This window comes from Novosphingobium sp. HNCC26BN242 (assembly GCF_057180525.1).
In genome coordinates, this window is record NZ_JBXUGM010000001.1 from 680,803 (window position 1) to 706,430 (window position 25,628).

Sequence of the window (25,628 nt, forward strand, 5' to 3'; positions counted from 1 at the left end):
CGGGGCAGCGCCTACATGGGCAATCATCATGGCCCGTCCCGTACATCCCGAATTCGACAAGACCAAAGTGGTCGCCGAAAACCGCCGCGCAAGGTTCGAATACTTCATTGAAGAGAAGTACGAGGCTGGCATCTGCCTGACCGGCACCGAGGTGAAATCGCTGCGCTTTGGCGAAGGTTCCATCGCGGAAAGCTATGCCGAGGTGAAGAACGGCGAGGTATGGCTGGTCAATTCCAACGTACCCGAATTCAGCCATGGCAACCGCAACAACCATGTGCCCAAGCGCCCGCGCAAGCTGCTGCTGAAAGAGCGCCAGATCGCCAAATTCCACGGCGCGGTTGAGCGTAAGGGGATGACGCTGGTCCCGCTCTCGATCTATTTCAACAGCCGGGGCCGCGCCAAGGTGGAACTGGCGCTGTGCAAAGGCAAAAACGTGGCCGACAAGCGCGCCACGATGAAGGATCGCGATTGGAAACGCGACAAGGCCCGGATCATGAAAGATCACGGATGAGCGGTTTTCGGAAAAGCGCTTCACCACTGAGAAAGCGCCGTTAGTCTAGATGCGATCCAAAGGCCCGTGGCGGGGCCGTAGGTAAACGGGTAGAAGCAAGCGCACCATGTTCAAACGGATCGTCAGCTGGGCGCAGGCCAACATGCCAACGCGCGAGCAATTGGAGCATAACCGCTTCGCCCGCCCGCTGGCCGCGCGCCATGAATTGTGGCGGTTTACCCGGCGCTCGGTGCCGCGCGGTGTGGCGGCGGGGCTGTTCATCGGCATCTTCGCATTGATTCCCGGCGTGCAGATCGTCGGCGCGGCCTTGATGTGCGTGCCGTGCCGGGGCAACATCCCGCTCGCCGTGCTGATGACCTTCATCTCGATCCCGCCAACCACACTGTTCGTGTTCCTTCCCGGCGCCATCGCGGTGGGCAACAGTTTCGGCTTCCACGCCGATTTCGCCACGGTGAGTGATATGGTGACCAAGGGCGCCAGCATTGGCGATTGGCTGGCCTGGTTGGGGTCAGATGCTGCGCCATCGCTGGTGATCGGCCTGTTTTTGATCTCCATCGTGGCAGCTGCGCTCGGCTATGTGATTTCGGTTTTTGCTTGGCGGTGGTGGACTGCGCACAAGCGCAAGGCCCGCAAGCTGCGGTTCGAGGCGCGGGACTTCCCTGAATGACCAGGCCCGATTGATGGCGATTGCAGGGTCTGATGCAGGCACAGCAACTGCCCCCTTGCGCGATTGGCTCCTGCTGAGCGGCGCGGTCATTGCCAGTGCGGGCGCGTTGTGGGCTGTTTCGGGTCAACCGCTGGTGATCGGCGGGTTTCTGGGCGGGGTCGGCGTGATCGGCGCGGCGCTGCGGCTGGCCTATCGCCCCGCGCCATCGGCAGTGTCGGCCGATTTTGCCGCGCCTGACTGGTCAGTCACCAACGCGGCCATCGAAAGCACCGATGCCGCGATAGCCATAACCGATCGCGCCGGGCGCATGGTCTGCGCCAATGCGCTGATGGGGGAATGGTTTGGCGCAGGGGCAGCGCCGCCGCGCTTGCCGTTGGAAAAGGCCGGTGTCGAAGCGCTGGAGGATGCACTGCGCGCTGCCTGGCGCGATGGCAGCGCGAGTGCCCATGCGCTCACCTCTGCCAGCGGCACCTGGCGCGCCGAACTTAGCCGCGTGGGACGGGGCGAGGATTTCCTGATCTGGCGGTTTAAGCCAGTGGTCACGCAAAACCTTGTTGCCGATATGGCCGCGCACGTGGGCGGCAAGCTGGGCCGCGCGCTGGCCCGCGAAGGGTTGCAGGCCGTGGTCGTAAACCCCGACGGTGTGGTGCTGGCCGCCAACTCTGCCTTTGCGCAACGGGCCACAGGCAACGCGGGCAGTGAAATTACGGGCACCGATTTCGTATCGTATCTTGCCAGCGACGACTCAGAGCGCGTGTTCTATGCCCGTGAAGGGGGCAAAGGCACGCCGGTGCGGCTTGTCCATCTGCCGGTGGCCGATCCTGACGGCGTGGCCAACACCGATCCGGCGCGCACCGCATCACTGTTCCTGCTGATCGATAACCAGCACAGCGTGGGCGACATCCGCGCAGGCCTGCCGCAGATCGAAGCGCTGCTGGCGCGCCTGCCGCTGGGTCTGGCGATGACTGACCGGGACGGGCGTTTCCTGTTTGCCAACGCCGCCTTCCTGCGCGCGGCCGGGCATGAAGACACGATCCCGCCGCCTTATCCTGCGGACCTTGTGATCAAGGAAGACAAGAGCGCGCTGCTCGATGCGGTGCGCCGCTATGCGCAGGGCCAAGCGACGGCGGGCGACGTGGCGGTGCGGTTGCGCGCCTCGCCCGAAGAGCCGGTCTCGCTCAGCTTGGCCGGCGTGCGCGGGCTGGGCGAGGGGGCGGTGCTGCTGAGCCTCAAGGACTCCTCTGAAGAAACCCGGCTCAAGCGCGAGATTGCGCAGGCGACCAAGATGCAGGCGGTGGGGCAATTGGCGGGCGGCGTGGCGCACGATTTCAACAACGTGCTGACCGCGATCATCGGCTATTGCGACCTGATGCTGATGCGCCACACGCCGGGCGACAGCGACTATGACGATATCCAGCAGATCAAGGCGAATTCAAACCGTGCGGCTTCGCTGACGCGGCAATTGCTGGCTTTTTCGCGCCAGCAGACGCTGCGCCCGCAAGTGCTGCAACTGCCCGATGTGGTGGCCGAAGTGTCCGCGCTTCTCAAGCGCTTGATCGGCGAACGGATCACGCTGGAGGTAACGCACGACCGCGACTTGGGCTTCATCCGCGCCGACCCGACACAGCTTGAGCAGGTGCTGCTGAACCTTGCCGTCAATGCGCGCGATGCGATCAACGACAAGCTGGCAGCAGGTGGCGTTAAAGGCGCAGCGGGCGTCGTCAAACTGATGACCCGTCGCGTGACCGCTGCCGATGTGCGGGCGATGAAAAGCGAAATTCTGCCCATCGGCGATTACACCGCGCTGATGGTGGAGGACAACGGCCATGGCATCAAGCCGAACCAGATCGGCAAAATCTTCGAGCCCTTCTTCACCACAAAGGAGAAGGGCAAGGGAACCGGACTTGGGCTTTCGACCGTCTATGGCATCGTGAAACAATCGGGCGGGTTCATCTTTGCCGAAAGCGAAGTGGGCAAGTTCACGCGGTTCAGCATCTATCTTCCGGTCCACCATCCCGATGCCGCCGAGATGGCGCAAGCGACCAAGCCGATCGCAGCGGAACCCAAACGGCAATGGTCGGGCGGGGGCAAGGTGCTGCTGGTGGAGGACGAGGACACCGTGCGCGCCGTGGCCGAGCGCGCGCTGGTGCGGCAGGGCTTTGAAGTGACCACCGCTTCGGACGGTGAGGAAGGCTTGGAAGCTATTGGGCGCGGTGAGTTTGATATTGTCGTTTCCGATGTGGTCATGCCGACGATGGACGGCCCGGCGATGGCGCGAGAGATCCGTGCGCTGAAGCCCGATCTGCCGTTCCTGTTCATGTCGGGCTATGCCGAGGAGCAGCTTCGGCGTGAGATCGACATTCCGAACATGCACTTTCTGGCCAAGCCATTTTCCGTCCAGCAGATTTGCGAAGCGGTAGAAATGGTATTGCGCGGGCGGTGATCTCGTTCAGGAAACGGGGCGGTTTCCTGAAGGGGTTTACGGGGTTTACACAGTCCAAAGAAAGTAACTCAGTGGGTCTTGTTGGCGCGTTATTCCTGACGTGGGAAGCCCACCCCGCTGCGACTAAGCCTTTCTGCGAAAGGCCAAGTCTCGCGGCCCTCCCGCAAGCGGGAAGGCGGGATCAGAGCCTTCTTCCCCCCTCCCGCTTGCGGGAGGGGTTGGGGGTGGGCGACGGTTTAGCACTGCGTTTCGACAGGCAATTGACGGTTCAAGTAGCTGTGCAAAGCCTGCCTTGATGCTGGGCGTGTAGGACAGCCGATTTACAACCGAAATGGCGGGACCGGCTGGGCCATGCCAGTGCGTGCAGCTTCCGTCGCAGCTTCAACCACGGCCATCACGGCGAGCGATTGCTCTGGTGTCACCTCCAACGGCGCGCCATCGAGGGCGGCGGCGATCCCGGCGTAGTAGCGGGGGTAATCGCCGGACATTAGTGCTAGCGGATGAGCATTGCCTTCCGCATCGTGGCGGGTGAGGGGATTGGTCTCGCGCCCCCAATCGGGCGCGCTGGGGCGCAGGCCGCTGAGCAACTGGTTTTCTTGCGGATCAAGGCCGTGCTTGATCAGGCTGCCTTCGCTGCCGTGGACGATGAAGCGCGGGGAGCCACCCGCCACCAGCATTCCGGCGTGGAGCACGCAGCGCTTGTCTGGGTATTCGAGCACGACATGCGCCCAATCATCGGTCTGTGCGCCTTCGCGCAGCGTTCCAAGGCTGGCTATCACGCGCTCTGGCAGGCCGAACAGGCAGAGTGCCTGATCGACAAGGTGCGGCCCCAGATCGGCCCAGACGCCGCTGCCGGGGCCGGGGTTCTCGCGCCAGCGGTTGCGCACCGTGGGACGGAAGCGGTCGAAGTGGCTTTCGAAGTGGGCGACTTTGCCGATCAGACCCTGTTCGATTGCGTTCGCGATGGTCAGGAAATCGCCGTCCCTGCGGCGGTTGTGGAACACGCTGAGCAGCGTGCCGCGTTGCCCCGCGTGGGCGGCGATTTGCCGTGCTTCGGCCAAGGTGAGGGCGAGGGGCTTGTCCACCACCAGCGCCTTGCCCGCGTCAATCGCGGCGTGGGCGAGGGGGGCGTGGCTATCGTTAGGCGTGGCGATGACGACGAGGTCAATCGTCGGGTCGGCGAGGATGACGGCGATGTCTGCCTCTACGCTCATATCGGGCAGGTCTGCGTGGACCTTGGCCGGATTGCTTGAGACTACAGCGGCGAGACGAAGGCCGGGTTCGGCTTGAATCAGCGGGGCGTGGAAGGTCTTTCCGGCGTAGCCATAGCCGATGAGGGCGACGTTGTGGTGCACTTGGTGTCCTTGGGGTTGGGATTGGGCTGGGTTTACTGAGGTGAGTGAAGATTGCCCACCCCGCTGCGACTAACGTCCCTGCGTTCCGTAAGTCTCGCGGCCCTCCCGCAGGCGGGAGGGCAAGAACCGGCGTAACTTTCCCTCCTCCCGCTTGCGGGAGGGGTTGGGGGTGGGCTGTTTGATTAGAACGTCAGCGTAATCTCAAAAGCCTCACCCTCAACCAGCCCTTCAGCCTTGCGCACGGCGGCTTTGATGGGGACGATCCAACCCTGTTCCTTGCTGGGAAACGCCGAAGTGCGCCAGGCGGTTTCGCCGACCTGCGCGCCCAGCTTCACCGATCCCCAGCCAGAGCGTCGCCCGGTTTCCAGCCGGTGCATCAGCGCGGTGGCTGAAAGCGCTTCGCCCACCTCGCCATCGATGGTGACGAAGAACCAGTCCCCACCATTCGCCCCGCCCGTCCAGCGCCACAGCGTGGTGGTGAGTGGATAGGCAGGCTCGCTCATTTGCGGCGGCGGATGGGCACCGGAACGTTGCAGATGTCCACGCCGCCTGCGGGCTGGATGTAGAAGGCATCGCGGCGATTGGCGCGGGCATCAGCATAGCGGGCGAAGCTCTGGCTTTCGGTGCCGAGATATTCGAACGCGGGAAGATCGGGCACGTCGGTGCCGTTGCGAATGGCGCGGATCGGCGTGCGTTCGGGCGCGGTCTTGTAAAAGCCCATATCGCCGGTGCCGCGCGGCAGGGTGGAGAGGTGCTCCATCCCCTCGATCACCCGTCCGACGACCGCGATGTTGCGATCAAGCTGACGCGGGGCGTGGCCGATGACGGCGTAGAGTTCCGCGCCGGTGCCGGTGTCTGGCGGTTCGTTGCGGCCCACGCCAACGGTGCCGTAGCAGTGGATGGGCCATGCATTTGTAAAGTCACTTGCGACGGGCCAGCCGCTTTCCCACCCCAAATAAGCCGCGTAGCTGTCACCATCAGAGCCTACGATGTGTGGCGCAAGATTCTTGGACGACGTTGTACTTTCTTTATCCCCAAATTCGCGAAGCAGTCGATAGACATAGGCCGCACCGCTGCTTTTGCCGTAGCGTGGCGACTTAACCACAGCAGCAGGCTTCTCGTACTCACTCTGCGCCACAACCGCCAACCCCTCCGGCAAAGCCTTGGCCTTTGCCTTGTCCTCGCCATCGGGATCACCCCACTGCACCACGTAATTGTCCTGCGCGCGGTTGATCGAGGTGCCATCCCACCAGTGCGCGGCGGCCAGCTTGCGGATATTGCCGACCCACCCTTGAGAAAACGGCGCGGGCAGCAGCTGGATCACCACCCGGCGCGGGCGCCCTGCAGCATCGGGCGCGGCATCGGGCGCAAGGTCCATCACCAACAGATCGGCAGGCGCAATCACCACCCAATCCGTTGCAGGTGCAGCCGCCACGATCTCGGTCGGAGCAAGTGTCTTGGCAGGCGGCGTGACAGGTTCGGGCGAGGCCGCAACAGCGGCGAGCAAGGCGAGCAGCGACATAAGTTCATCATTGCAGGAACCGATGCCTTGCGAAAGCCAAGACATGCGGCTAGGGGCGCTCTTCCAGAGCAAGATGCGGAGCGGTGGCCGAGTGGTCGAAGGCGCTCGCCTGGAAAGTGAGTATGGGCCAAAAGCTCATCGAGGGTTCGAATCCCTCCCGCTCCGCCATTCCCCGTGTTCAGCAGCTTCCATAAGAGGTCAAAACCTCCGGCTTTCCGGAGGTTTCGCCTCCAAATCCGTGTCAGCGAACATCACGAGATTTCAGGGCATCTCAACCCCGTGGGGGTATTGCTGGGGGTATGGAATGGGTGTTTTGGGGGTACGCAGACTTGGCGGTGATCTTGGTAATGCCCGCAACTTGGCTTAGCTCTGAGCTAAGTCAATTTCTCAACCACTTCCAATAAATGTCATGAGTTGTCAGCGTCTTATAAACTGTTGAGCCTGTCGCGGCAGGCGACGAAGGTGACCTTGAGAGCTTTGCGAATGCAAACTCTTGGAGGAAATTTTTAGATGCTGACTGACACGCAGTGCCGCGCCGCGAAGGGTAAGGATAAGGCTTACACACCTCGCGATATCCAATCAGGATACCGGAACGATGACCGACCACCCGACATATTGGGCGCATGCAACCTCGCTATAACGCGAGCCTTTATCGCCCGGCGGAGCGGAGCGGAGCCAAGAGGCGCCGGTGGGTTAGATTAACCCCAACTGCTTGCAAATCAATGGACCGTTATCTTAGTCGGTCAAAAGCCCTTGAGCAGCCAAGGCAACCGAACGTCGCTTAGTGCCTGATTCAAAAGTTTCTCAAGCGAAGCAACATCTTGCAGTTCTGCGCGTGAGCATGCGGATTGAAGCGATCAGTGCTCAAGCGGTTGAGCCCTGCGAAAGTGCGTTCAACTACCCATCGCCGGGGGAGCAGTTCGAAGCCTATGGCCTTGTCCGATCGTTTGATGATGTCGATTGCCCACTTGCCCATGCCAGCGAGGGCAGACCGTTGTTTATAGCCTGTATAGCCGCCATCGGCGAACACGTGGCGCAACCAGGAGAACCGCATGCGAATAGCGGCCAGTACATTTACGGCCCCATCGCGGTCCTGCATGTCGGCGGCGTGCACGGGGATGAAGATCAGAAAACCGCAGGTGTCAGTCAGTATTTGTCGATTGCGCCCTTTGACCTTTTTGCCCGCGTCAAAGCCTGATATTCCGCCACTTTAGCTGCGCTGAGCTACGTTTCAGGGGATCTTCACCGACTGGCTGTCGATCACTCCAGCACTGGGAGAAGCTGCCCGTCCTTCGATTTCGCGCAGGTTCACTACCAGCACGGTGTTGATGGCTTCAAACAGGCCGGCGTCGCGCCAAGCGTAGAAGTAGCACTGCACTGTCGACACCGGAGCAAAGCATTTCGGCAAAAGTCGCCACGCGCACCCGCTCGCGGCAATATACAAAATCGCGTTCAGAACTTGGCGCATGTCTGCCGTTCGAGGTCGGCCTCCACGCTGTGCCGGAGGCACGAATGGCGCTGTCAGCGCCCACTCGGCATCCGTCATATCCTATGGATATCGCAATCCCTCCCGGCTATGCACACGCCGGGCAATACCAGTCCATGCTATAATTCACTCCATCTCTTCGCAAAGAGGCGTGAATCACAACATGCTGGTATTGCACAACAACTTTCGGTTCGGACTCTTAGATTTTTCCCGAAACGGGAGCGAATAGCTTGGCGATTCCGGGTACACGACGTAGCAAGCGCTTTGGCGTTCCGTAGAAGACGACGCCATTTTGGGGGATTCGTGGCACTACCGAAACCGATCGGACGTCAGCGCGAGGTCGTATACCTACCGACGCAAGGTCACCAGGTGATCCTAGGAACCGCTGGCAGCGGCAAGACATCAATGGCCGTTCTACGAGCGGCATTGCTGTCGACTGCCAACTTCCCAGGGTCCGGCAAGACCCTTCTGATCACATTCAACAAGACGTTGGGCTCCTATATTCGATTCCTCGCGGCCGATATACTGCGCGGTGTCACGGTCGAGAACTTCCATCGCTTCGCGCGCGGATATCTGAGCGCGCGCGGGCAGATGAACGGAAGTTCGATCCTGCCAACCAACCGCTATGCTGGGCTCGTCCAGCACGCGGTTGCGAATGTCGCCGTCGATCACGATGCCCACGCGTTCTTCAACAGGTCGGTTTCCTTCTTCGAAGACGAAATCCGTTGGTTGTCGCGCCACGGAATCGTGAGCGCGGACGATTACTCCTCGGCCAGCAGGACTGGACGCGCTGACGCGCGTCTCATTCGTTCGCTGCGCCCCACAATGTGGAAGATTCTCGAGGAATATCGCAGGCTGCGTGGCGAGGCTGGTTATCGTTATGACGTTGATGACATCGCGTCGGCAGTCGCGAACTCGTTCGACGCCGACGCAAAGCCCCGGCTCTACAAGCACGTCATTGTCGATGAGGGTCAAGACCTTTCACCGGAGATGCTCCGCGCCTTATCCAAGGCTGTACCACAAGACGGGTCGTTCACCTTTTTCGGCGATGTGGCGCAGCAGATCTACGGCAACCAAATGACTTGGAGATCTGCAGGCCTCAGCCCTCCAAAAATCTGGCATTTCGAAGAGAATTACCGCAACACCCAAGCCATCGCGGACTTAGCTTTGGCGATCTCTCGCATGCATTATTATGCCGGGGAAGCTGACTTGGTTGCGCCTAAGCAGCCCGCAGCCGACGGCCCGAAGCCCACATTGGTTCACTTCACCGACCGGGACCAAGAGATAGCCTTCGTGGCCGACCGTGCCACGCGCTTCGCCAGAACTAGGAGCGTGGCGATCCTTACCCGAACGCGGGCGCAGGCTCGGGCATTCAGCTCGAAACTGCCCGAAGCGCGGTCGCTCACCGATTCACTTTCGATCTGGAAGGAGTCCTCCGGGATCTGGATCGGCACTCTGCACAGCGGAAAGGGCCTTGAATTCGATAGTGTCATCCTGCCGCACCTTTCGGACGCGGAGCTACCGCACCCTATTGCTGTCGAGAAGAGCGGTCTTGAAGACGCAACCGCAACCGATGGGCGCATCCTGTATGTAGGTGTTACGCGCGCAAGGACGGCTCTGCTTTTGACATATACAGGCGAGCGTACCGCGTTACTTCCGTCGAACCGCTCACTCTACCTGGAAGTCGAAGGATGATCGAAATTATCCAACGGGATGTTGCCAAGCGGGGCATCACCCGGCTTTGCCACTTCACGCCCTCGCGCAGCCTTGCCCATATCTTGGCGGGCGGCGCCGGGATTTTGCCCTCTAGGTTGCTTGAAGAAGAGGATCGGCTGCTCTTCAATCCCACCGATCTCCATCGCCTCGACGGCCATCCCGATCACATCTGTTGCTCGATCGAATATCCGAACGCCTGGTATCTCGACCGTGCCCGAAAAGGCGAAATTCTGTTTCGTGACTGGGTCGTGATCTTTATCGATCCGACTGTGCTCGCGTCTGAAGGAACCTTGTTTTGTCCGCGAAACGCCGCCGCTGGCTATGGCGCCTATGTATGCGCGGGGGAAGAAGCTTTTGCCAGCATGTTCGCGCCCTCGGTACCCGGAGCGCAAGGAAAGGTGCGCGGCCGCACGCTCCTGCATCTGCCTTGTTCGCCGACCGATGACCAGGCGGAGGTGCTGGTGCCTGACTCAATCCCACCAGCTAAGATCAAGGCGATAGGGCTTTCGAGCGACGAGCAAGCCCAAGCGGAACGTGTCCGGCTCGAGATTCTGGGTATCGACGTAGGCGACCTGAAGTTTGTGGTATCCCCCACCTTGTTCGACAAGTACGCTCTCAGCAAGGCCATCCGAGCAGGGCAAAGACCATCCGAAACACTGTGGACTGCATGACCAACCATTCACCTCTCAATGAAGATGGCAGCACCGCGTTCCGGCCCAAGCGCGACCGCGCGGAAGGCGCGTTTTTGGGTGCCGCAGTTGGGGATGCGATGGGGTGGCCGCACGAAATGCGCGCCTCCCGGGCCAGCGGCAATCGAAAGTCGCCTAACCTTGGTTTCGACGCTTGGACGAAGCGCTCCGGTGGTCGCTTTCAGCCTCACGAGGAAGCGATCAGCGCGGGAAGCTACAGCGACGATACCCAGTTAATCCTAGCTTGTGCGCGGTCGTTGCTACGCGACCCTTCTGCCTGGTGGCTCCTCTTTGCTTCCCAAGAGCTTCCACTGTGGACGCTTTATCAGCGTGGCGGCGGCGGCGCGACCAAACGCGCGGCAACTACCTGGCTCGCCGGACGGGCGCCATGGGATGCCAAGCCCAATGACGTGGATCGGTATCTCGCTGCGGGCGGCAATGGCGTCGCCATGCGGATCCTACCGCATTGTCTCCGCCGCGTGGGCGACACCTGCTTTTCCGCACTCGCCGTGGACATCATGACTGATGGTGTTACGACCCACGGTCATCCACGCGCCTTGGTCGGAGCGTTGGCATATGGCTATGGCCTCTGGGCGGCGCTGCGGCAGCGCGGAACGCTTGGCTACGGCCAGCTCCTCAATGTAGTTAGCTTGAACCATCAGGCATGGGGCGCCATACCTTCTGTGACCGAGCGCTGGCCAAGCTGGACTGAGGCGGCCGGTCACTCCGGTGCCTATCAGGCCCTGTGGAGGGATGCAGTACGGGAGCAACTCGATCTCCTAAATCAATGCTTGGCCGGGCTCGCGGGCGGCGTTGCCGTAATCGATGAGGACGTGCTCAAGGAACTGGGCTGTTTTGACAAGCGTGTGAATGGATCAGGCACAGTCAACGCGGCTGCAGCGCTTTTCCTCGCCTCACGGCACGCCGCGGATCCGGTAGAAGGTGTGAAACAGGCAGCGCTTGCAAAAGGGGCGGACACCGATACGCTCGCCTCAATGACCGGCGGACTGCTCGGTGCCGCGATAGGCCTAGAATGGCTTTCGCCTTTCCTTCGAGACCTACAAGATCGCGAAACGATCCGTCGTACGGCGGATGAAATTTACGATCTTCCCGAAGATGCCGCCCCGCGCGCCGGGCATCGTCCAGTCACTAAGGCCGCACTCGCCGCTTTCCTCTCGCAACTTGCGGAGCTTCGCCAGCCGTCTCCGGTCAAACTTCCCAATGGTTTGACCGCTCGAGCCGAAAGTTGGGACGGCATTGTTCCAAAGTCACCGTCGCTTACGGCGAACGCGTGGCAGCTCACGCTTGACGATGGGCAAACGCTCTTCGTGAAGAAACTGGGCAAAAGGACGGGGCAATCGCCCGAAAGTTTCAGCACCGAGACTGAACTCGGCTTCAGTTCGCCGGCAGGAATGCCTGCCCCATTGCATCTCGGGCTTCGATTGGTGGTTTCCGACCTCGCCCGGTCCGTGGACTTTTACCGCGAAATCCTAGGGCTGCGGATCAGTAAACGAACCGCCAAGTCTGTGAATCTGGGGGGCGTTCTGTCGATAGTTGAAGTGGGCCATGTGGACGGCGTCACAGATCAAGTCACGGTCTTCGCCGAAGTTGCCAATGTTCGGCTAAGCCTCGCTGCCTATGAGCGGCTTATGCCGGAAGGATCGTCTCGCATCGACGAGCGCGATGATCGTACGCGGCTAAAGTGTCTCGACCCAGATGGATACCGTGTCGAGATCTATCAGATGCATCGCCATGCCGCTGACAGCTAGCTGCGAACCAGCGAAAAGACGCCGTCGTCCAGTGCTTATACTTCGATGGCATGCCTTTAAGGGCAGCCGTCGCCGATGGGCGGAATGACCAGCGACCACCAAGGCATCACGGTTTTGTTCGAGCATGCCGTGCGCGCGACGGGCGAGGTCGGGCTCGATTACGCGAACACCGGACAGCCGAGATAGCGACCACCTGAGTTCAACCCAGTATCAAGGCGATCAAAGACCGATCCGGAAAGGTGCCATTCATTGCACGATCTGCGATTGACCCTTGAGGGGGGAGATCCGACTTTTGCTGTAGTAGCGCAGCTATCGCGATTTTTTCTCCAAGCGGACACTCCCTCGGAGTTCCCTTTTGTTACAAAGACGTTGCGTTCCAAAAAGGTGGTGCCGATCCGCACCGCTGAAACGTGTAGTCGCAGGAGAATACTTTTTTATTAAGTGTATGATTCGGTGAGAAAACCTGTGCTGTCAAAACAAGCCATCAAGAGTGATCATGTCCTTGAACAAGCGCGAAAGTAAGAAGTTCAGCAACGGCGAAGTTAGCAAGTTTTTTTCCGGAAAGGTTGGTAAATCGTGGCACTTCCCACATTTCAGCTCAAATCAGCGCAGTTCCTTATAAGCGACGGTGTTCCGCAGGCCATTGATTTCCTCGGCCCCAATGCTCAGGCTTACAAGTCGCACATTACATTGATCACAGGAGCCAACGGCACCAGCAAGAGCCGAATTTTGGCAAGCATTGTGGATCGCTTCTGCGAACTCCACGATGAAACTCCACGATGAGATGTCTGAAAGAAAAGTCTCCAAACGATACGACGCGTCTGGAACTCATGGACTTGTCTGTGAAATACTCGATAGCAGAGGAGACGAAATTCGAGGTTCTCGCAATGCCTTGGACGGTACGCCTCTACCGACAAAAATTCTTGTGCTGTCCAATCTTGTGATGGACCGCTTTCGATTTGTCCTAAATGATCCCGACGATGACGATTTTTACCATTATCTGGGAGTGAGGCAGGCAACAAACCTGATGACAACGGGCTCAATGCAACGTTCCGTCGCTGAGGCCGTCATGCGCCTCTACGGAGATCGAGCTAAACGCGGTCTTTTTCAAAAATGGGTTGAGTTAGTGTTTGGCGGAACCCGTGAAATTGCCCTCACTTTTGATCGTGTTTCGCGATCACAGATCGATAAATTTCTGTCCGATCCCGATCCAGTGAACGCCTTTGCCCAGCGAATGGCTCGTGTGCGAGGTAGCGCTAGAATCAAGAATGAACGGCTACTTGAGAGCGCCGCCGAGTCCGTTCCCTCACTTATCCAACTTTTTCAGTATCTCCGCAGCCGAACTCAAGGGACCGAAAGCTTCGGGAGTAGAGGACTTAGCGGCTCAGGCCTCGTCTTGAGACTAGATGCGTTGGACGTCGATTCTCTGGTTGAGCTGGCAGAACTACAGCCAGCGGTTACAACAGCTATTAGAGGTCGGTTTTTCTCATGGCCAAATGTAGCGATTAAAGGAGAGGCTTGGCAGGGCTGGGCGGAATTCGGACAGTTAAGCTCAGGTGAGCAAAATATTTTGTCTACAGGAGCAAAACTCATCGCACACGCCGAGCCAGGCTGTTTAATTGCAATCGACGAGCCTGAAGTAAGTCTCAACACTGCATGGCAACAACATTATATCGACCTTGTCTCTCAGTCTCTGTCAGAGGCACCAGGAAGCCACGTATTGATCGCCACCCATTCGCCGCATCTGATATCGAGCCTGCCATTCGGAGAATCTAGTGTCGTTCTGATTGAGCGAAACAAAGAACGATTAAGGGCTTCGACGGTCGATGCTGAGTTTGAAGGTTGGGGTCCTGAGTCCGTGCTATATCAAGTTCTGGATATTCCATCTGCTTCCAGTTTTGGCTTCCAAAGAGAGTTGGCATCCGTTCTGCTGCATATTCAAGAGAATGGAACAGATCGCCATCGAATTGACAAATTTTTGAAAAAGGCAGATCGCTTGAATTTGGAAAGCGCAGACGCATTAGCTCAAGTTGTTGGGTCAATAAGAGACTACAGAGACGCAATCGTATGAAGAAGTTGGACGTACCGCCATTCGACATAAAAGTTGTTCGCTTTTTGCGCTCTAAGCTTTCTGATGTTGCGACCGCCCAAAAACTCTGGAAGCGCAATGATGGAAAATACGGGAACTTCAAGAAGAGTGTGACAACAACAATGATGGCCGCACAATCAAAACGATGTGCATATTGCGGCACCCGCTTGTTCGAGAAACGCCCTCACAGAGATCATATCGCACCTAAGAGCCCACATTACAGTTGGACATTTTGGCCGACCAATATGGTGTTGGCATGCTACTGTTGCAACGTTGATTGTAAGGGCGAGGCCGATACGGTTGCCGTCGCGGCATCTAGCTATCGGCGCACGACTTTTACCATTGTGCATCCTTTTTTTGACGATCCTGCTGATCATCTGAATTTTGGAGTGGCTGACAAGGCTATCTTGATAAGCCCAAAAAACGGTTCAGCAAAGGGAGCAGAGACCATTAGGCTCTTCAATTTGATGTCCCCAGAACGTGCAAAGGAACGAGCCAAAGATGTACTCCTAGATGACGATATCGAGCACCTCCATGGTATAGGTCGAGAATTGTTTCTTTCTGCATTGGGCGAGATGAGCCAGAAGGGTCTTATCATGAAGATCTAAGGCGTTCGAGATCAATGTCGTTTCAGAAAAAATGTGAGAATTATTTTTTCATAATAAAACGTCTGCAGCCAATATAGACTTCTGGTTGGTGGAAGACCGTTCGCGCTCAGATTCTTGAGGATTGGAGATATTCCATGAGACTTCAGGTGTTGCCCTTGCCGTCAGAAAAGATGCAATAAAATCGGCGCATGCTTCCACGCGGACCGCCAGTAGGCTATCTAGCTCTGCATGGCTTCGCAGAAAACGATAGTAATCGAGCACTTGTTCGATAAGCACTGGGATGAGCAGTCACGGACCCTTCGGCGGACTTTGATGAGTCTCAATGATGTCGCTGAGGCGATCAGGGAATGCAGGCCGAGAGGCGTAACGCTTAGCGACAGAAACCCAGCCAACTTCATGAAAGACCTGCTACGCGGCGGGAATACCTCTCGGAATTGGCCGGAATCGGTGGCGAATAGGAACTACGCCGCGGTACAACGCACTGGCGAGGGTGAGTGCTTCGAGTTCATTCTGTTTGCAGCGGGGCAAGCGGAGGCATTTCCGGACGCGTTCCCTATCCGGCTCGACGCGGATCGATACAAAATTCAGTCCATCAGCATCCCGCTCGTGACGAAATCGCTGGGCAGGTCAGACGAGACTTGGCTGATCCAGGTCGCGATCAATCTCAAGATTATCGAAACTCACTTCGCTGTTGCCGGATCGTTTCAGTTCTTAGAGTTGGCTCATCTGCAGATGGGCATCAAATTGCGATCAACAGAGATTGACGCGCTGTTTTTGGGTCACGCAGGCAGCGCAAAGGACTCTAAGCCAGTTCTCGTGACTTGCGAGGCAAAGCAGGCAAAAGACCCGCTGATACCTAGCCAGATAATCAATCAGGTGCAGGCAGCCTTCACCGCGACTGACGATGTGGAAACCGTCGTGCCTATCGGCCTGCGTGCGATCAAAGGAGTCGGCTTTTATGTGACCGAGTTCGAAGCAGTTTCAAAAGAACATGCTGGTAACTTAAATGCGCTCACGCTGGTGAGTGACGCTATCTTCGAACTACTGCCTCGCATCAAGGGCATTTGACGCTTCAATTTCCGACTGTTTGCGCTTGCGCGCACCGCTCTTGCGGTCGCGACCTGAAATCGGGTTATCGACTTTCCAAAATGCGGACGCTTGGGACATGTCCATGTACAAGAGCTTTGGGTCGCCGAGAGCTAGGCTGCGGGCTGGTCTAGTTGGGTCGACGCCCAGCGCTTTGATAACTCTACCGGCAACAGCGCGGGCAAGGGGTGGTGGCACCGAATTGCCTATTTGTCGTGCGCCATGCCATTTCGTCTCATGGAAACGGAACCAGTCAGGGTATCCGTGCAGCCTAGCCATCTCACGAACGGTGACGCAGCGGTCGTACTTGTAATGGATCGGGCGAGGACTGGTGAATGCACCTCGGGCGGCGTCCGTGCCTGCGCGAAGAGTGTTGGATACGCCGCCCGCAGCGAGCTTGAAAAATCGAGAGATAGGCTCGACCCTGCCTCCTTCGATGCTACGAAAACGACGACGCGAAATCTCTGTATGCTCGGTTAGCAAACTCGACGTGAGCAACGAAGGATTCCAGTCGCGCGGATGTCCAAAGTGCCATGCGTCGTTTGTAATGCAGCGTAACTCTTTGGCATATGGGCTAGGTGCACCCCATTTTGCAATCGAGACCGTGTCGCTCTTCCACAATGACTTAAACTGCTCTGCATCGGGTAGGTCTCCCAACGCATCTTCGCACGATGGACCATCCGGGGATCCGCAATTAATTGTACCAGCCGCGTGGGTAATCCGGTCCGGATACAAAGGCAGTTTATGCCCGTGCCGTGCTCCCATGAGGAACAGACGGTGCCGATTTTGCGGAACCCCGAAGTCGGCAGCGTTCAGAACCTGCTCTTTGAGGGTGACGCGGTATGCGCCGCCGCCTTCAAATGCTTCGATCAGCTCTTCAAGGAATTTCCGGTGCTTCCCAACGGTCAGGCCCTTCACGTTCTCGAACACGAAGTAGCTCGCCTCAAGTTCATGCACGATCCGCACGAAGTCGCGCACGAGGGAGTTTCGTGGATCGTCGAGCGCTCGCTGACCGATCATCGAGAAGCCTTGGCAAGGAGCACCGCCGAAAACCACATCGACCGTTCGATTGCCTAGCTTCGCCTCGCGCCGAATATCCTCGCCCGTCACGGCGGTTACCGAACGGGGGATGACTGCGCAGTGGGGAAAATTGAACTTGTGGACTGCGCAATGGATCGGATCGATCTCAACTGCCGCAACCACGTCGAACCCGGCTTGCTCGAATCCAAGGCTCATGCCGCCCGCGCCTGCAAAAAGGTCAATACCAATCGGTCGTGTCATGCGTTTCCCTGTCAGGCAGTTTGCGCGGAATCTTAGTGGAACGAAACGTGAAAGAAAACCCGTCATTCGTCGTTAAGGAGCTGCTCTACACGTTCGATCACACATTCCAACTCACGCAGCCCGCATTGCCAAACCACGTGGGCGTACCAGCCAAGCTCAGCGAGGCCTTCCACGGAACGGGCGTCACTGTCCTTATCCGCTTTGCTCTTCGACTTCCAATATGCAAACCGCGATTTTGGCAGCCTTCCCAACCTTCATCGGTGGCCATGCAAAAAAGAACCGTGTACGAAAATCGCCTTCTTTCGGGCAGGGAATACGAAGTCTCGCCGTCCGGGCAAGCGGCGGGAGTAATGGCGATAGCGATAGCCAAGCGCGAAATGGGCACGCCCCAGAACCGTCTGTGGCTTCGTGTTCTTGCTACCCACACTTGCCATGATACGGCTATCCTCACGCCATCTCGAGAGGTCGGCAGCCCACATGCGTAATTCACTCGCTGGCATCGCAAAAAAATCCAACCATCCCGCTCTTCACTGAGCCCAACTCCGCACACCAGTCACTCGAACTAAGGCGGCAAACTGAAGTGGGGGTATAGGTGGGGGTACGCTCGTCTTAGATGGCCCATGAAAGAACCTGAATTCCTGATAGGAATCACGAAATGTGGCTTCCTCCCGCTCCGCCAGTCAAACGTCTTTGTTGCCCCCGGCATGCACGCAAATTGTGCTGGCATTGCCTTGCTGTTGTCGGAACAACAGTTGCGTTGGGTGGCAGCTTTAGGTTTTGCGCCGTTTGCCACTGCCCAATGCACCGCGCAATTTTGCATCGAGTTGATCGAAGATGGCAAGAAGCGCCGGCATCGCGAGCAGATCGAAAAAGAAGGCTACTGTGATGGCTCCGCCTACCATCATCGCTTTTTGCGCTGTCAGATAGAAGTTCGAAAGGCCCAGAAGAAAGAAGCCTGCAGCGATCACGACAGTCGTGGCGAGCACGCCGGTTCCGCTGGATTCCATCGATTGCCCAATAGCATCTGCCACCGAAGCGCCTGCAGTGCGAAACCGGCGGTACATAAGCACGAGGTGGATCGTATCGTCGACGATGATCCCGCAGGCCACACTGAACACGCTGACCGCTGCCATATTGATCCGCCCATCCAGAAAGCCCCAGAGGCCATAGACCACCAGCAGTGGTGCCAGATTGGGAATCATGCTGACCAATCCCATGCGCCATGATCCGAACACGACCATCAGGGACACTGTCATGATGGCAAAGGCAGCGATGGAACCTGTCACCATGCTGTAGAAATTGCGTGCGCTGAGCGACGCGAAGGCGAGGGACACACCCTGAACCTGTGGTTCCCGATCCGGTGCTGCCTTTTGCGCAACACTGGTCACCCGGTCTGCTGCGCGCAGTGTTTCAAAAGTTGTTGTGCCCTGCGGATCGAAATAGGACACTGCGTAATCGATTTTCCCCGGTTCGAACTGCGTCATCAGCCCTGAATCCGACAATACCCGTGACGACATTGGTGACGGGTTTTCCGAGATCATCGCAGGGTCAGGCCGAAACCCGGTCGGTCCGGGCTGGGACATGCGTTTTGAAAACTCGCGCGAGGCGGTTACCGCGCTTAACCAATAGCCATCGGTGGCTGCACTCAGCCGATCCTGCACTTTGGCATAGTGCTGTTGCACAGGAATTGATTCGCGCTGCGAATCGGCAATGGTGCGATCCCGATCATCCACCTTGGTCGCCAAGGTCATGGTCCGCAGCCCCAAATATTGGGAATCGAGCATGTCCATACCCTGACGGAACCGCGTTTCCTTTGAGAACCACGCGCTCATGCTGTCATCGACGCGGCTCAGCGAAATGCCGTAAGCCGAGACGATCATCAGCATGGCAAAGCCGCCGAGCACTGGCCATGGACGCCGGGCGCAGGCCATTGACAAATGGGCGAGCGGGCCACTCAAGAAACTGGCGCCGCCGCGTCGCACATTTCGTATGTGCAGCAGTACCCAGGGCAGCATCATTACCGCCAGCAACCACGCGATGAAGACGCCGACGATAACCGTGATGCCCATGACCCGGACGGGTGGGGCGGAGCTGAAAAGGAGGGCGATTTCGCCCACTGCGGTCGTTGAACTGGTCGCCGTTATGGCCCAGAAGTTTTTTGACAAGGCTTGCTTCAGGGCCGTGCGCGGATCGCTCTGCGCGTCCGTTTGGGTGGCGCTGATCAGAAAGAAGCTGTTTGCGATGTGCAGTATATCGGCCACGGCCAGTGTACCAACCAGCAGCAGGGCCGATACGGTCAGCGTTGAAAATTCAAAGCCTGCGCCCGCAATCACGCCACCGGTGGCGATCACAGGCAGCACGATCAGCAGCATGGCGCAGGCTGTGAATGTGCATGACCGGTAAAGGTAGTGGATCGTCAGGAGAATGATGGCCAGGGCAATCGGAAAAAGCCGCTTCACATCTGCCCGCAGCACTTGTGTGCTGGTGTAATCGAACAAGGTTGACCCCACCAGCAGCAGCTGATCACCCGGCGCTACCCGTTGCAGGTCTTTTTCGATCCGGCTGACTTCACGTTCGAGCGATTCCAGTTTCGCTACTCGGCTGCCCGCAGTGCTATCCAGATCGATCTGCAGCATTACAGTGGCGCTGGTACGATCACGCGCAACGAAGCGTCCGTTCACCGTAGGCGTGTAGGAAATGTCTTGCGCCAACAGCTTCAGGCCTTCGGGCGTGAACAAGTCCGCACCTTCAGGGAACGGCACTAGCGCCCGGCGAGGGCGCCCGGCTTCGTCGACACCGGGCAGGGCAATAACCTTTTCCGCATCAAACCACGATTCTGCCTTGGTAACGTGGGGCAATGTTCCGGCCTGATCGGCAAGCTGGCCATATTGCAGGACGCTGATCGCGCTCAGCGCATTGCCATCTTGTGGGCGATAGAGGATGATTGCCGTTTCGCGGCTGTTTCCCATGCGTTCAGAGAGCTTGTCGGTCCGCTCCAGAATGGGATCGCCCGGATCGAAAAACGAGCGATAATCGTTCCGCAGTGTCATCTGCGAAAAGCCCGTGGTGGCCACCACGGAAATCGCAAGGCCAAGCCAGAACAGCAGCCGCGCATGCTGGACAACCCATTCTGCTACGCGTGCCTCGATGCGGGCCATGGTACCGGTTGCTTCAGCCATGATCAAAAGTCATCATCATTGGTGTTGCAGGTCGAAGGCTGAGCCCGGCGCGCGGGATCGGGAAAGGGCCGTGCAGGCGCGGGCGCAGCGTGGACAGGACGGCAGACACGATCAGCGCCACAAGGCGCGGCCCGATATGCCGTCCAACGCATTGCCTGGCCCCGAGGCCAAACGGCATGAACGGCGTCACCTTGCCCGCAGGCATGATCCGTTCGGGATCGAACCGCTGAGGATCATCCCACAGACGCGTATGACGTTGCACAACATAGGGCGAGATGCAGACCATGGCTCGCGCCGGAATGGTGCCACAGCGGGTTTCGTGTGCAGCCAGAGCCTGCCGGTAGATCAGCGGCAAGGGCGGATAGAGGCGCAGCGTTTCGGTAACGGCCGCTGCCATCCGTTCAGCGCGCTGGGCAGGAGAGAGCTGCGTATCTGTCAACCAATGCAGCAAGGGGGCATGCGCAGCCACAAGCCCGAGCAGCCAGAGAGCTGTCGTGGCAATCGATTCAAAGCCGGACATCAGATTGACCACCAGATCGCGCTGGGCCGAAGCTTCGAAATCGGCAGGTGGCGCAAATCGGGAACTTTGGGCTATGGCAGCGTGAATGTCTGTGTCGAAGCTGCGGATTAGGCGCTTTGCCCGCCACAAGCGTGGTGTCGTCAACCACGCCGGGGCGCCGATCATGTCGAGCAGATCGGCGCGTTCAACCAGAACACGGTGTTGGCCGATAGCATCAAGCACCCGGCCATCACCGATTTTTTGATGATGATGGAACAATTCTGCTGCCAGAAGATCAATCGCCAGCAGCGAAAGGTCGCTCTGGATCGCGATTGGATTTGATGCAGCTTGCCAGGCTGAAACTTGTGCGGCGATGCGATCTTCGCTGAACGGGCAAACCGCCCGATCATTGGCAGCCGAGACCATCTGGATCGCCGCCCGGCGCTGCCGCCGCCACGCTGCACCTTCGGCCACGATCACGCCCTTCCCAAGCGCGGGCCCCAGCATGCGCAAATGCATGTTGGTAAGGGCGTAATTCGATGCTGCGCTGCCGTTCACTTCGGCAATCGTTGCCGGATCGGACAGGACCACAAGCCGTTGGCCGACAACGCTATGCGTGGTCATAAGGCGATCAAAACAGTCTTGCGGAAACAGACCAAGCGCATTCTGGCGTGCCGTTCCCACCCAATGCCATGTGGATGGCCAGTTTTCGGGAACGTGCAGGGATGGAGGCGTGAACGCTGGACTTGCCACCGGGGGACGATGAACAGGTTCAGAAGATTGGGTTATTGCCTGCGCGGGATAATAGTTCATGCCAATGCCGACCCTCATGCCGAGATTGGCGTACCCTCCGGCCCAAGACAAAGTTCGGATGTGCTGTTCGTCTGCTTGCCCTTGGCGTCTCTGACTGCAAAGCCGATCTTGTCGCACTTCAACACAGCCAGCACATCCTTGCGCGCAATGGTGGCAGGGGGGGCTTTGCCCGGCATCACAGCACCGGCCGCCGCGGGCTTTAACAGCTTCGAATCAACATAACCGACCGCCATCATGGCCGATTCTTCACCTTCAACAACGCGTTCCGAAACCAGATACCAGTTGGAATTGTCCACCTGGCCCGAAACATAGAGCGGAGTGTTGGCGGCCAGTTTCCCCGATATCTTGCCCGTCGTCGATGGAATGTCTCGGACCAGGGTGTTGGCTTTGGTCACTACATAAGGTTCGGCGATCACTTTGATTTTGTTGAGATCCGCCACGCGGACCGTATCGTAAAAGATATTCACCGTGGCTTCGCGAAAAACCGGCTGACCACTACCGGCAACAGACGCGCTGGCTGAACTGTCTGGCAGGGTGAGTTGCTGCGGCTCTCCGGTGCGCAACGATTGGCTTGCTGCGGCCAGTACCTTTTTCTGATCCTTTTCGACCAGCTTTTTTGCAATGGAATTGGAAATCAGCACTGCAGTGTAAGCTACTGCTGCACCGGCCGCTGTGCACAGCAGCTTGGTCGTATCCGAGGCACCCTTTTTGCCGCCGCCGCATAAAAAGAATGTGCCAATTCCACCGATTGCACCCAGAATGCCGCCGGTTTTCTTGACACCCTTGGCTTTTTCCGCCTGTTCGCGATTGCGGTCTGCAATCATGTCAGTCAGGGACTTGTCCTGATTGGCTGCATCGGCACCCTCGTTCTGCTGCATTATTGGGGCAGCAAAAGCAAAAGGCACATCACAAATCGGTAATATTGCGAGTTGGACAGATAAAGCAGCGCAAATCAAGCGATTTACGCGCGGCTTTCGTGCAAAAGACGCTTTCATCCGAATCCCCACTTGCGGCTTAATCTTGACGTAAATGGCCTGAAGCCGATTTCAAAGGAATTTTTCTAAATCGTTGCCGAATTGTATGGACCATAAACGGGGCTATTAATATAACAGGCGACAATAGCCGCTACAGTGCGTGTGAGGGGCGGACATATGCGTTGTGACAGGCGTACATTCACTTTTGGTACTGCTTTTCTATATCTTTGTAAGGGCTCGGTCCTGTCGGCTGCTCCTGCAGGTGTTGCCGCAGTCAACAATCTGCAGGATTTTCTTGTCTCAACCGTGGGAAAGCCCGAGGTTGACAGGGAATTGGCGGCACGGCGCGTGCTCGAAAGGATCACCCCGCTGGATGTGCCGACCCTTCTGGTCGAGATTGCCGCGATCGGCACGCTGGTGCGCAGCAATTCCACCTCGGCTTCACTGCGCGAAGGCTATCCAAAACGCAGCCGGGAAGCGCTCGACACAGCGGAAATGAAGCTGCCAAATGAAGGTTGGACAAAGGCCTTGGGCGGGGCTTGGCATTATGAAGTGGTGCGCCGGTCACGGATAGGTGCATTGGTTTACGGTGCGTCACGCCAGAAGGGGGACGCGCTGTTTGCCGAGGCGGCAAAGCTTGACCCTGAGGATCCCGGCATTCGTCTGACCGAAGCGGTGGCGCTTCTTGGCACGAGGGATGAAGCCGCTACGAAGCGGGCTTCATCGATTTTGAGCGCTTTGCCTGATCGTGGAGCGAGCGCTTATGCGCAATTGGTCGCTGCGCAGGCTGCACAATTGAGCCAACTGTTGCGGGCAGGCCGTTCAGCCGACGCCCAAGCACGTTCTCTTGCGATTTTTTGATGCCAAGGATGATACCGATGAGCCCTGTGATCCCGAGCCGACGTTTGCTGCTATCGTTATCCCTGCCGTTTCTCATTATGGGCAGCGGGGTGGCCCATGGACAAATGCTGGGCAATCGTCCTTTCATGACGACAGTGGACAATTCGCTGAGCGCCTCGTTCTCCGGCCCGCGCTGCGGCGATGAGGTGGCGTTCGTCTTCAACGGCAAGGATCGCGCCGCATTCAACAAGGATAGCGCCGCCACGCGGATGATGAGCAATGTTGTCTCTTCGATCCGTCGCACCTGCCCCCGCGTCAAGCTGGTTGCCGCAAAAGGCACGGTCAACGGCGAGATCGTCTACAATGCGGTGGCCGAGGGGGAGAGCAACTGGCTGTTGCTTGAACTGGGCAGTTCAAAGGACAACAGCCTGCTGGGCGGGGGGGCACGCGGAACCAGTGCCGATCGCGCCAACTTTGCCAAGCGCCGGGACTTTTCGGCCTTTGGCGCAGTGATGACAGCGACCAAAGGCAAGCCATTCTTCTGCACCAGTCCGCAGGCCGGGACTTGCACATCATCAAGTGAGTTCCGCAATGCCAGCGAAGATGGAGCGACCGTGATTGCTCGCTCTTTGCTCGATGGGCAAGGGACGCAAGCGGTGCTTACATATGCTGCGGTGAACAAAAGCGGATTGCTGTGTTCAGACCCGCAAGTGGCCCGGATCGAGGTTCAGGGCGGATCTGCCAGCCCGGCTGCGCGCACGCGCATGGCCACTGACCTGCGTGAGCGTTTGAAGCCTTATGGCAATCAGGTGTGCAGCGGCTATGCCTTGCGCGGGGCGCAGATCATCAGCGCCTCGTTTGATGCCAATGGCGCCCGGATCGGGCCGGAAGCGCTGCTTTCGGCAGGGGCCACGCCACCCAAGCTTCGCCAAGAGAAATGAGGATGCGACGGTTGCGTCACGCCCTGTTTCTGGCAGCTGCGCTGATGGCAAACAGTTCGGCAATTGCGCGCACGCCCGAGGATGAGGCTGCGATTGCGCGCGGGCAAAAGGCGTTGGCTTGGGCGCAAGGGTTTGCCTGTCCCGATTTCGGCAATCCCTTGTCCATTCCGGGCCTGTCTTCATCTGTTGAAATTGCGCAAGCGCGCCGCGAAAACTGGACGTACGCCAACGGACGCCTTGCTTCGATGGCAGAAGCAATCCGGGCGCGGCGAGTGATCGAGGCTGAAATTGCGGGGGCGGGTGGAAAGCCCAGCCGTTCGATGCAGGAAAGTTTTGCAACGCTCGATGATGCGATTGCCGCAACTTCGGCGCGCACCGCCAGTGCGCTTGCGCAATGGATGCTGGCCAGCTGGGTAGAGATGTCAAAGATCGATGGCGGCATCGATCTGGTGGGTGGCGGGGTGCATCCCCTTGCTCCCTATGCTGATGACGGCAAGAAGCTGGATCAGCTGGCACAGGGGTTTGGCGGTGCGCTTTCGCCTATGGTCGAAAAGTATAACCGGTGCCTGTCCTTGATGCAGGCATCGCTGATCGAATACAATTCGGCGCAGATCAGCGCCGCTTCCCAAGGTGCGCGCACGCCGGCTGCGATTGACCGCATCGTGGCAGCGCTAGAAGTCGTTCCTTCGCCAGCGGGCAGCGCGGGCGGCCAGATCGTTGCCGATCTCAAGATTCGTCGCGATGCGCTGGCTCTGGCAGAGGCCGAGGCTGAACAGCGCCGCCGTGCCGCGGCAAGTGCCGAACTGCGCGCCCGGCTTGAGCGTGAGGCCAATATCGGCCGGTCGATTGCGGCGCGTTATGTTGCTGCGATCAATTCTGGTGATATCAACGGCGGTATTGCCTTGCTGCACGATAATGTGCGGCTCGTTTCGCCAAAGGATGGCGCGACCGGCAAGCAGGCCGTTGCCGCCAGAATGCGCGATGCCGCGCGCGAAGATCAGGGCGTACGCCCTCAACCTCCACAAGTGGACGGCAACTATCAGGTGTTTTCGGCCATGCGTTCATCGCGGGGCAGCGGCAAACTCTATTTCAGCTTTTCGGGCGGAAAGATCGAACAGATCCGCCTGGTGCAGGATTGATCAGGACAGAAGGAGGGCGGG

General features: G+C 58.4%; 21 protein-coding genes, 1 tRNA gene and 1 pseudogene. 14 read left to right on the forward strand and 9 right to left on the reverse strand.

Annotated features, from left to right (window positions below; translation table 11 throughout):
- Positions 1 to 28 precede the first annotated feature (28 nt).
- From smpB to AC2A1F_RS03345, 3 genes are all read left to right on the forward strand, one after another.
- A complete protein-coding gene (gene smpB, locus AC2A1F_RS03335) occupies positions 29 to 511 on the forward strand; it encodes an SsrA-binding protein SmpB (RefSeq protein ID WP_292627849.1) in 483 nt (160 codons plus the stop codon).
- A gap of 106 nt (positions 512 to 617) precedes the next feature.
- On the forward strand, positions 618 to 1,178 hold the full coding sequence (locus AC2A1F_RS03340; RefSeq protein WP_484207337.1) for a DUF2062 domain-containing protein: 561 nt from the start codon (positions 618 to 620) through the stop codon (positions 1,176 to 1,178).
- A gap of 13 nt (positions 1,179 to 1,191) precedes the next feature.
- Positions 1,192 to 3,621, forward strand: coding sequence for a hybrid sensor histidine kinase/response regulator (locus AC2A1F_RS03345; RefSeq protein WP_484207338.1), 2,430 nt, complete (start codon positions 1,192 to 1,194; stop codon positions 3,619 to 3,621).
- Between the two features lie 320 nt (positions 3,622 to 3,941).
- On the opposite strand, the gene AC2A1F_RS03350 is transcribed toward AC2A1F_RS03345, so the two are convergent.
- From AC2A1F_RS03350 to AC2A1F_RS03360, 3 genes are all read right to left on the reverse strand, one after another.
- Positions 3,942 to 4,976, reverse strand: a complete 1,035-nt coding sequence (locus tag AC2A1F_RS03350; RefSeq protein WP_484207339.1) for an oxidoreductase — start codon at positions 4,974 to 4,976, stop codon at positions 3,942 to 3,944.
- 182 nt (positions 4,977 to 5,158) lie between these two features.
- Positions 5,159 to 5,479, reverse strand: a complete 321-nt coding sequence (locus tag AC2A1F_RS03355; protein ID WP_484207340.1) for a DUF1905 domain-containing protein — start codon at positions 5,477 to 5,479, stop codon at positions 5,159 to 5,161.
- The gene (locus AC2A1F_RS03360; protein ID WP_484207341.1) at positions 5,476 to 6,543 is read right to left on the reverse strand and encodes a peptidylprolyl isomerase; all 1,068 of its coding nucleotides are present in this window, start codon (positions 6,541 to 6,543) and stop codon (positions 5,476 to 5,478) included. Before AC2A1F_RS03360 ends, AC2A1F_RS03355 begins: the two co-directional genes overlap by 4 nt.
- A gap of 32 nt (positions 6,544 to 6,575) precedes the next feature.
- Here AC2A1F_RS03360 and AC2A1F_RS03365 point away from each other — a divergent pair.
- A tRNA-Ser gene (locus tag AC2A1F_RS03365) sits at positions 6,576 to 6,666 on the forward strand.
- Positions 6,667 to 7,302: 636 nt separating this feature from the next.
- Here AC2A1F_RS03365 and AC2A1F_RS03370 read toward each other — a convergent pair.
- Positions 7,303 to 8,110 (reverse strand): annotated as a pseudogene (locus AC2A1F_RS03370) (IS5 family transposase).
- On the opposite strand from AC2A1F_RS03370, the gene AC2A1F_RS03375 reads away from it, so the two are divergent.
- From AC2A1F_RS03375 to AC2A1F_RS03405, 7 genes are all read left to right on the forward strand, one after another.
- Entirely contained in the window at positions 8,075 to 9,679 is a 1,605-nt protein-coding gene (locus AC2A1F_RS03375) for a 3'-5' exonuclease (RefSeq protein WP_484207342.1), read from the forward strand. The pseudogene AC2A1F_RS03370 and the gene AC2A1F_RS03375 overlap by 36 nt on opposite strands.
- Complete coding sequence (locus AC2A1F_RS03380) at positions 9,676 to 10,371, forward strand: DarT ssDNA thymidine ADP-ribosyltransferase family protein (protein WP_484207343.1); 696 nt, start codon at positions 9,676 to 9,678, stop codon at positions 10,369 to 10,371. The genes AC2A1F_RS03375 and AC2A1F_RS03380 overlap by 4 nt, the downstream gene beginning before the upstream one ends.
- Complete coding sequence (locus AC2A1F_RS03385) at positions 10,368 to 12,158, forward strand: ADP-ribosylglycohydrolase family protein (protein WP_484207344.1); 1,791 nt, start codon at positions 10,368 to 10,370, stop codon at positions 12,156 to 12,158. The genes AC2A1F_RS03380 and AC2A1F_RS03385 overlap by 4 nt, the downstream gene beginning before the upstream one ends.
- 576 nt (positions 12,159 to 12,734) lie before the next feature.
- Positions 12,735 to 12,941 (forward strand): hypothetical protein, encoded by a 207-nt coding sequence (locus tag AC2A1F_RS03390; RefSeq protein WP_484207345.1) that lies wholly within the window; start codon positions 12,735 to 12,737, stop codon positions 12,939 to 12,941.
- Positions 12,925 to 14,229: an AAA family ATPase gene (locus AC2A1F_RS03395; protein WP_484207346.1), complete on the forward strand. Its 1,305-nt coding sequence runs from the start codon at positions 12,925 to 12,927 to the stop codon at positions 14,227 to 14,229. Before AC2A1F_RS03390 ends, AC2A1F_RS03395 begins: the two co-directional genes overlap by 17 nt.
- Positions 14,226 to 14,855: an HNH endonuclease family protein gene (locus tag AC2A1F_RS03400; RefSeq protein WP_484207347.1), complete on the forward strand. Its 630-nt coding sequence runs from the start codon at positions 14,226 to 14,228 to the stop codon at positions 14,853 to 14,855. Before AC2A1F_RS03395 ends, AC2A1F_RS03400 begins: the two co-directional genes overlap by 4 nt.
- A gap of 228 nt (positions 14,856 to 15,083) precedes the next feature.
- Positions 15,084 to 15,923 carry a hypothetical protein gene (locus AC2A1F_RS03405; RefSeq protein WP_484207348.1) on the forward strand — a complete coding sequence of 280 codons (840 nt, stop codon included), beginning with the start codon at positions 15,084 to 15,086 and terminating at the stop codon, positions 15,921 to 15,923.
- Here AC2A1F_RS03405 and AC2A1F_RS03410 read toward each other — a convergent pair.
- The 5 genes from AC2A1F_RS03410 to AC2A1F_RS03430 form a co-directional block, all read right to left on the reverse strand.
- Positions 15,897 to 17,222 (reverse strand): DNA cytosine methyltransferase, encoded by a 1,326-nt coding sequence (locus AC2A1F_RS03410; protein WP_484207349.1) that lies wholly within the window; start codon positions 17,220 to 17,222, stop codon positions 15,897 to 15,899. The genes AC2A1F_RS03405 and AC2A1F_RS03410 overlap by 27 nt on opposite strands.
- Positions 17,223 to 17,476: 254 nt before the next feature.
- Positions 17,477 to 17,722 carry a hypothetical protein gene (locus AC2A1F_RS03415; RefSeq protein WP_484208159.1) on the reverse strand — a complete coding sequence of 82 codons (246 nt, stop codon included), beginning with the start codon at positions 17,720 to 17,722 and terminating at the stop codon, positions 17,477 to 17,479.
- Positions 17,723 to 17,992: 270 nt separating this feature from the next.
- Positions 17,993 to 20,401 (reverse strand): efflux RND transporter permease subunit, encoded by a 2,409-nt coding sequence (locus AC2A1F_RS03420; protein ID WP_484207350.1) that lies wholly within the window; start codon positions 20,399 to 20,401, stop codon positions 17,993 to 17,995.
- Positions 20,394 to 21,731, reverse strand: coding sequence for a cytochrome P450 (locus AC2A1F_RS03425; protein WP_484207351.1), 1,338 nt, complete (start codon positions 21,729 to 21,731; stop codon positions 20,394 to 20,396). The genes AC2A1F_RS03420 and AC2A1F_RS03425 overlap by 8 nt, the downstream gene beginning before the upstream one ends.
- Entirely contained in the window at positions 21,728 to 22,708 is a 981-nt protein-coding gene (locus AC2A1F_RS03430) for an SH3 domain-containing protein (protein WP_484207352.1), read from the reverse strand. Before AC2A1F_RS03430 ends, AC2A1F_RS03425 begins: the two co-directional genes overlap by 4 nt.
- A 327-nt stretch (positions 22,709 to 23,035) precedes the next feature.
- Between AC2A1F_RS03430 and AC2A1F_RS03435 the strand changes: the two genes are divergently transcribed.
- From AC2A1F_RS03435 to AC2A1F_RS03445, 3 genes are all read left to right on the forward strand, one after another.
- Positions 23,036 to 23,548 carry a hypothetical protein gene (locus AC2A1F_RS03435; protein WP_484207353.1) on the forward strand — a complete coding sequence of 171 codons (513 nt, stop codon included), beginning with the start codon at positions 23,036 to 23,038 and terminating at the stop codon, positions 23,546 to 23,548.
- Between the two features lie 125 nt (positions 23,549 to 23,673).
- Positions 23,674 to 24,468, forward strand: a complete 795-nt coding sequence (locus AC2A1F_RS03440) for a hypothetical protein (RefSeq protein WP_484207354.1) — start codon at positions 23,674 to 23,676, stop codon at positions 24,466 to 24,468.
- A gap of 44 nt (positions 24,469 to 24,512) precedes the next feature.
- Entirely contained in the window at positions 24,513 to 25,607 is a 1,095-nt protein-coding gene (locus tag AC2A1F_RS03445; protein WP_484207355.1) for a nuclear transport factor 2 family protein, read from the forward strand.
- Positions 25,608 to 25,628 lie beyond the last annotated feature (21 nt).

What these genes read in the sequence shown, in the direction of transcription:
- smpB (WP_292627849.1), top strand. Translation starts at nt 29, where the DNA reads ATGGCCCGTCCCGTACATCCCGAATTCGACAAGACCAAAGTGGTCGCC.
- AC2A1F_RS03340 (WP_484207337.1), top strand. Translation starts at nt 618, where the DNA reads ATGTTCAAACGGATCGTCAGCTGGGCGCAGGCCAACATGCCAACGCGC.
- AC2A1F_RS03345 (WP_484207338.1), top strand. Translation starts at nt 1,192, where the DNA reads ATGGCGATTGCAGGGTCTGATGCAGGCACAGCAACTGCCCCCTTGCGC.
- AC2A1F_RS03355 (WP_484207340.1), bottom strand. Translation starts at nt 5,479, where the DNA reads ATGAGCGAGCCTGCCTATCCACTCACCACCACGCTGTGGCGCTGGACG.
- AC2A1F_RS03360 (WP_484207341.1), bottom strand. Translation starts at nt 6,543, where the DNA reads ATGTCTTGGCTTTCGCAAGGCATCGGTTCCTGCAATGATGAACTTATG.
- AC2A1F_RS03375 (WP_484207342.1), top strand. Translation starts at nt 8,075, where the DNA reads ATGCACACGCCGGGCAATACCAGTCCATGCTATAATTCACTCCATCTC.
- AC2A1F_RS03380 (WP_484207343.1), top strand. Translation starts at nt 9,676, where the DNA reads ATGATCGAAATTATCCAACGGGATGTTGCCAAGCGGGGCATCACCCGG.
- AC2A1F_RS03385 (WP_484207344.1), top strand. Translation starts at nt 10,368, where the DNA reads ATGACCAACCATTCACCTCTCAATGAAGATGGCAGCACCGCGTTCCGG.
- AC2A1F_RS03395 (WP_484207346.1), top strand. Translation starts at nt 12,925, where the DNA reads ATGAAACTCCACGATGAGATGTCTGAAAGAAAAGTCTCCAAACGATAC.
- AC2A1F_RS03400 (WP_484207347.1), top strand. Translation starts at nt 14,226, where the DNA reads ATGAAGAAGTTGGACGTACCGCCATTCGACATAAAAGTTGTTCGCTTT.
- AC2A1F_RS03405 (WP_484207348.1), top strand. Translation starts at nt 15,084, where the DNA reads ATGGCTTCGCAGAAAACGATAGTAATCGAGCACTTGTTCGATAAGCAC.
- AC2A1F_RS03410 (WP_484207349.1), bottom strand. Translation starts at nt 17,222, where the DNA reads ATGACACGACCGATTGGTATTGACCTTTTTGCAGGCGCGGGCGGCATG.
- AC2A1F_RS03415 (WP_484208159.1), bottom strand. Translation starts at nt 17,722, where the DNA reads ATGCCAGCGAGTGAATTACGCATGTGGGCTGCCGACCTCTCGAGATGG.
- AC2A1F_RS03420 (WP_484207350.1), bottom strand. Translation starts at nt 20,401, where the DNA reads ATGGCTGAAGCAACCGGTACCATGGCCCGCATCGAGGCACGCGTAGCA.
- AC2A1F_RS03425 (WP_484207351.1), bottom strand. Translation starts at nt 21,731, where the DNA reads ATGAGGGTCGGCATTGGCATGAACTATTATCCCGCGCAGGCAATAACC.
- AC2A1F_RS03430 (WP_484207352.1), bottom strand. Translation starts at nt 22,708, where the DNA reads ATGAAAGCGTCTTTTGCACGAAAGCCGCGCGTAAATCGCTTGATTTGC.
- AC2A1F_RS03440 (WP_484207354.1), top strand. Translation starts at nt 23,674, where the DNA reads ATGACGACAGTGGACAATTCGCTGAGCGCCTCGTTCTCCGGCCCGCGC.
- AC2A1F_RS03445 (WP_484207355.1), top strand. Translation starts at nt 24,513, where the DNA reads ATGGCAAACAGTTCGGCAATTGCGCGCACGCCCGAGGATGAGGCTGCG.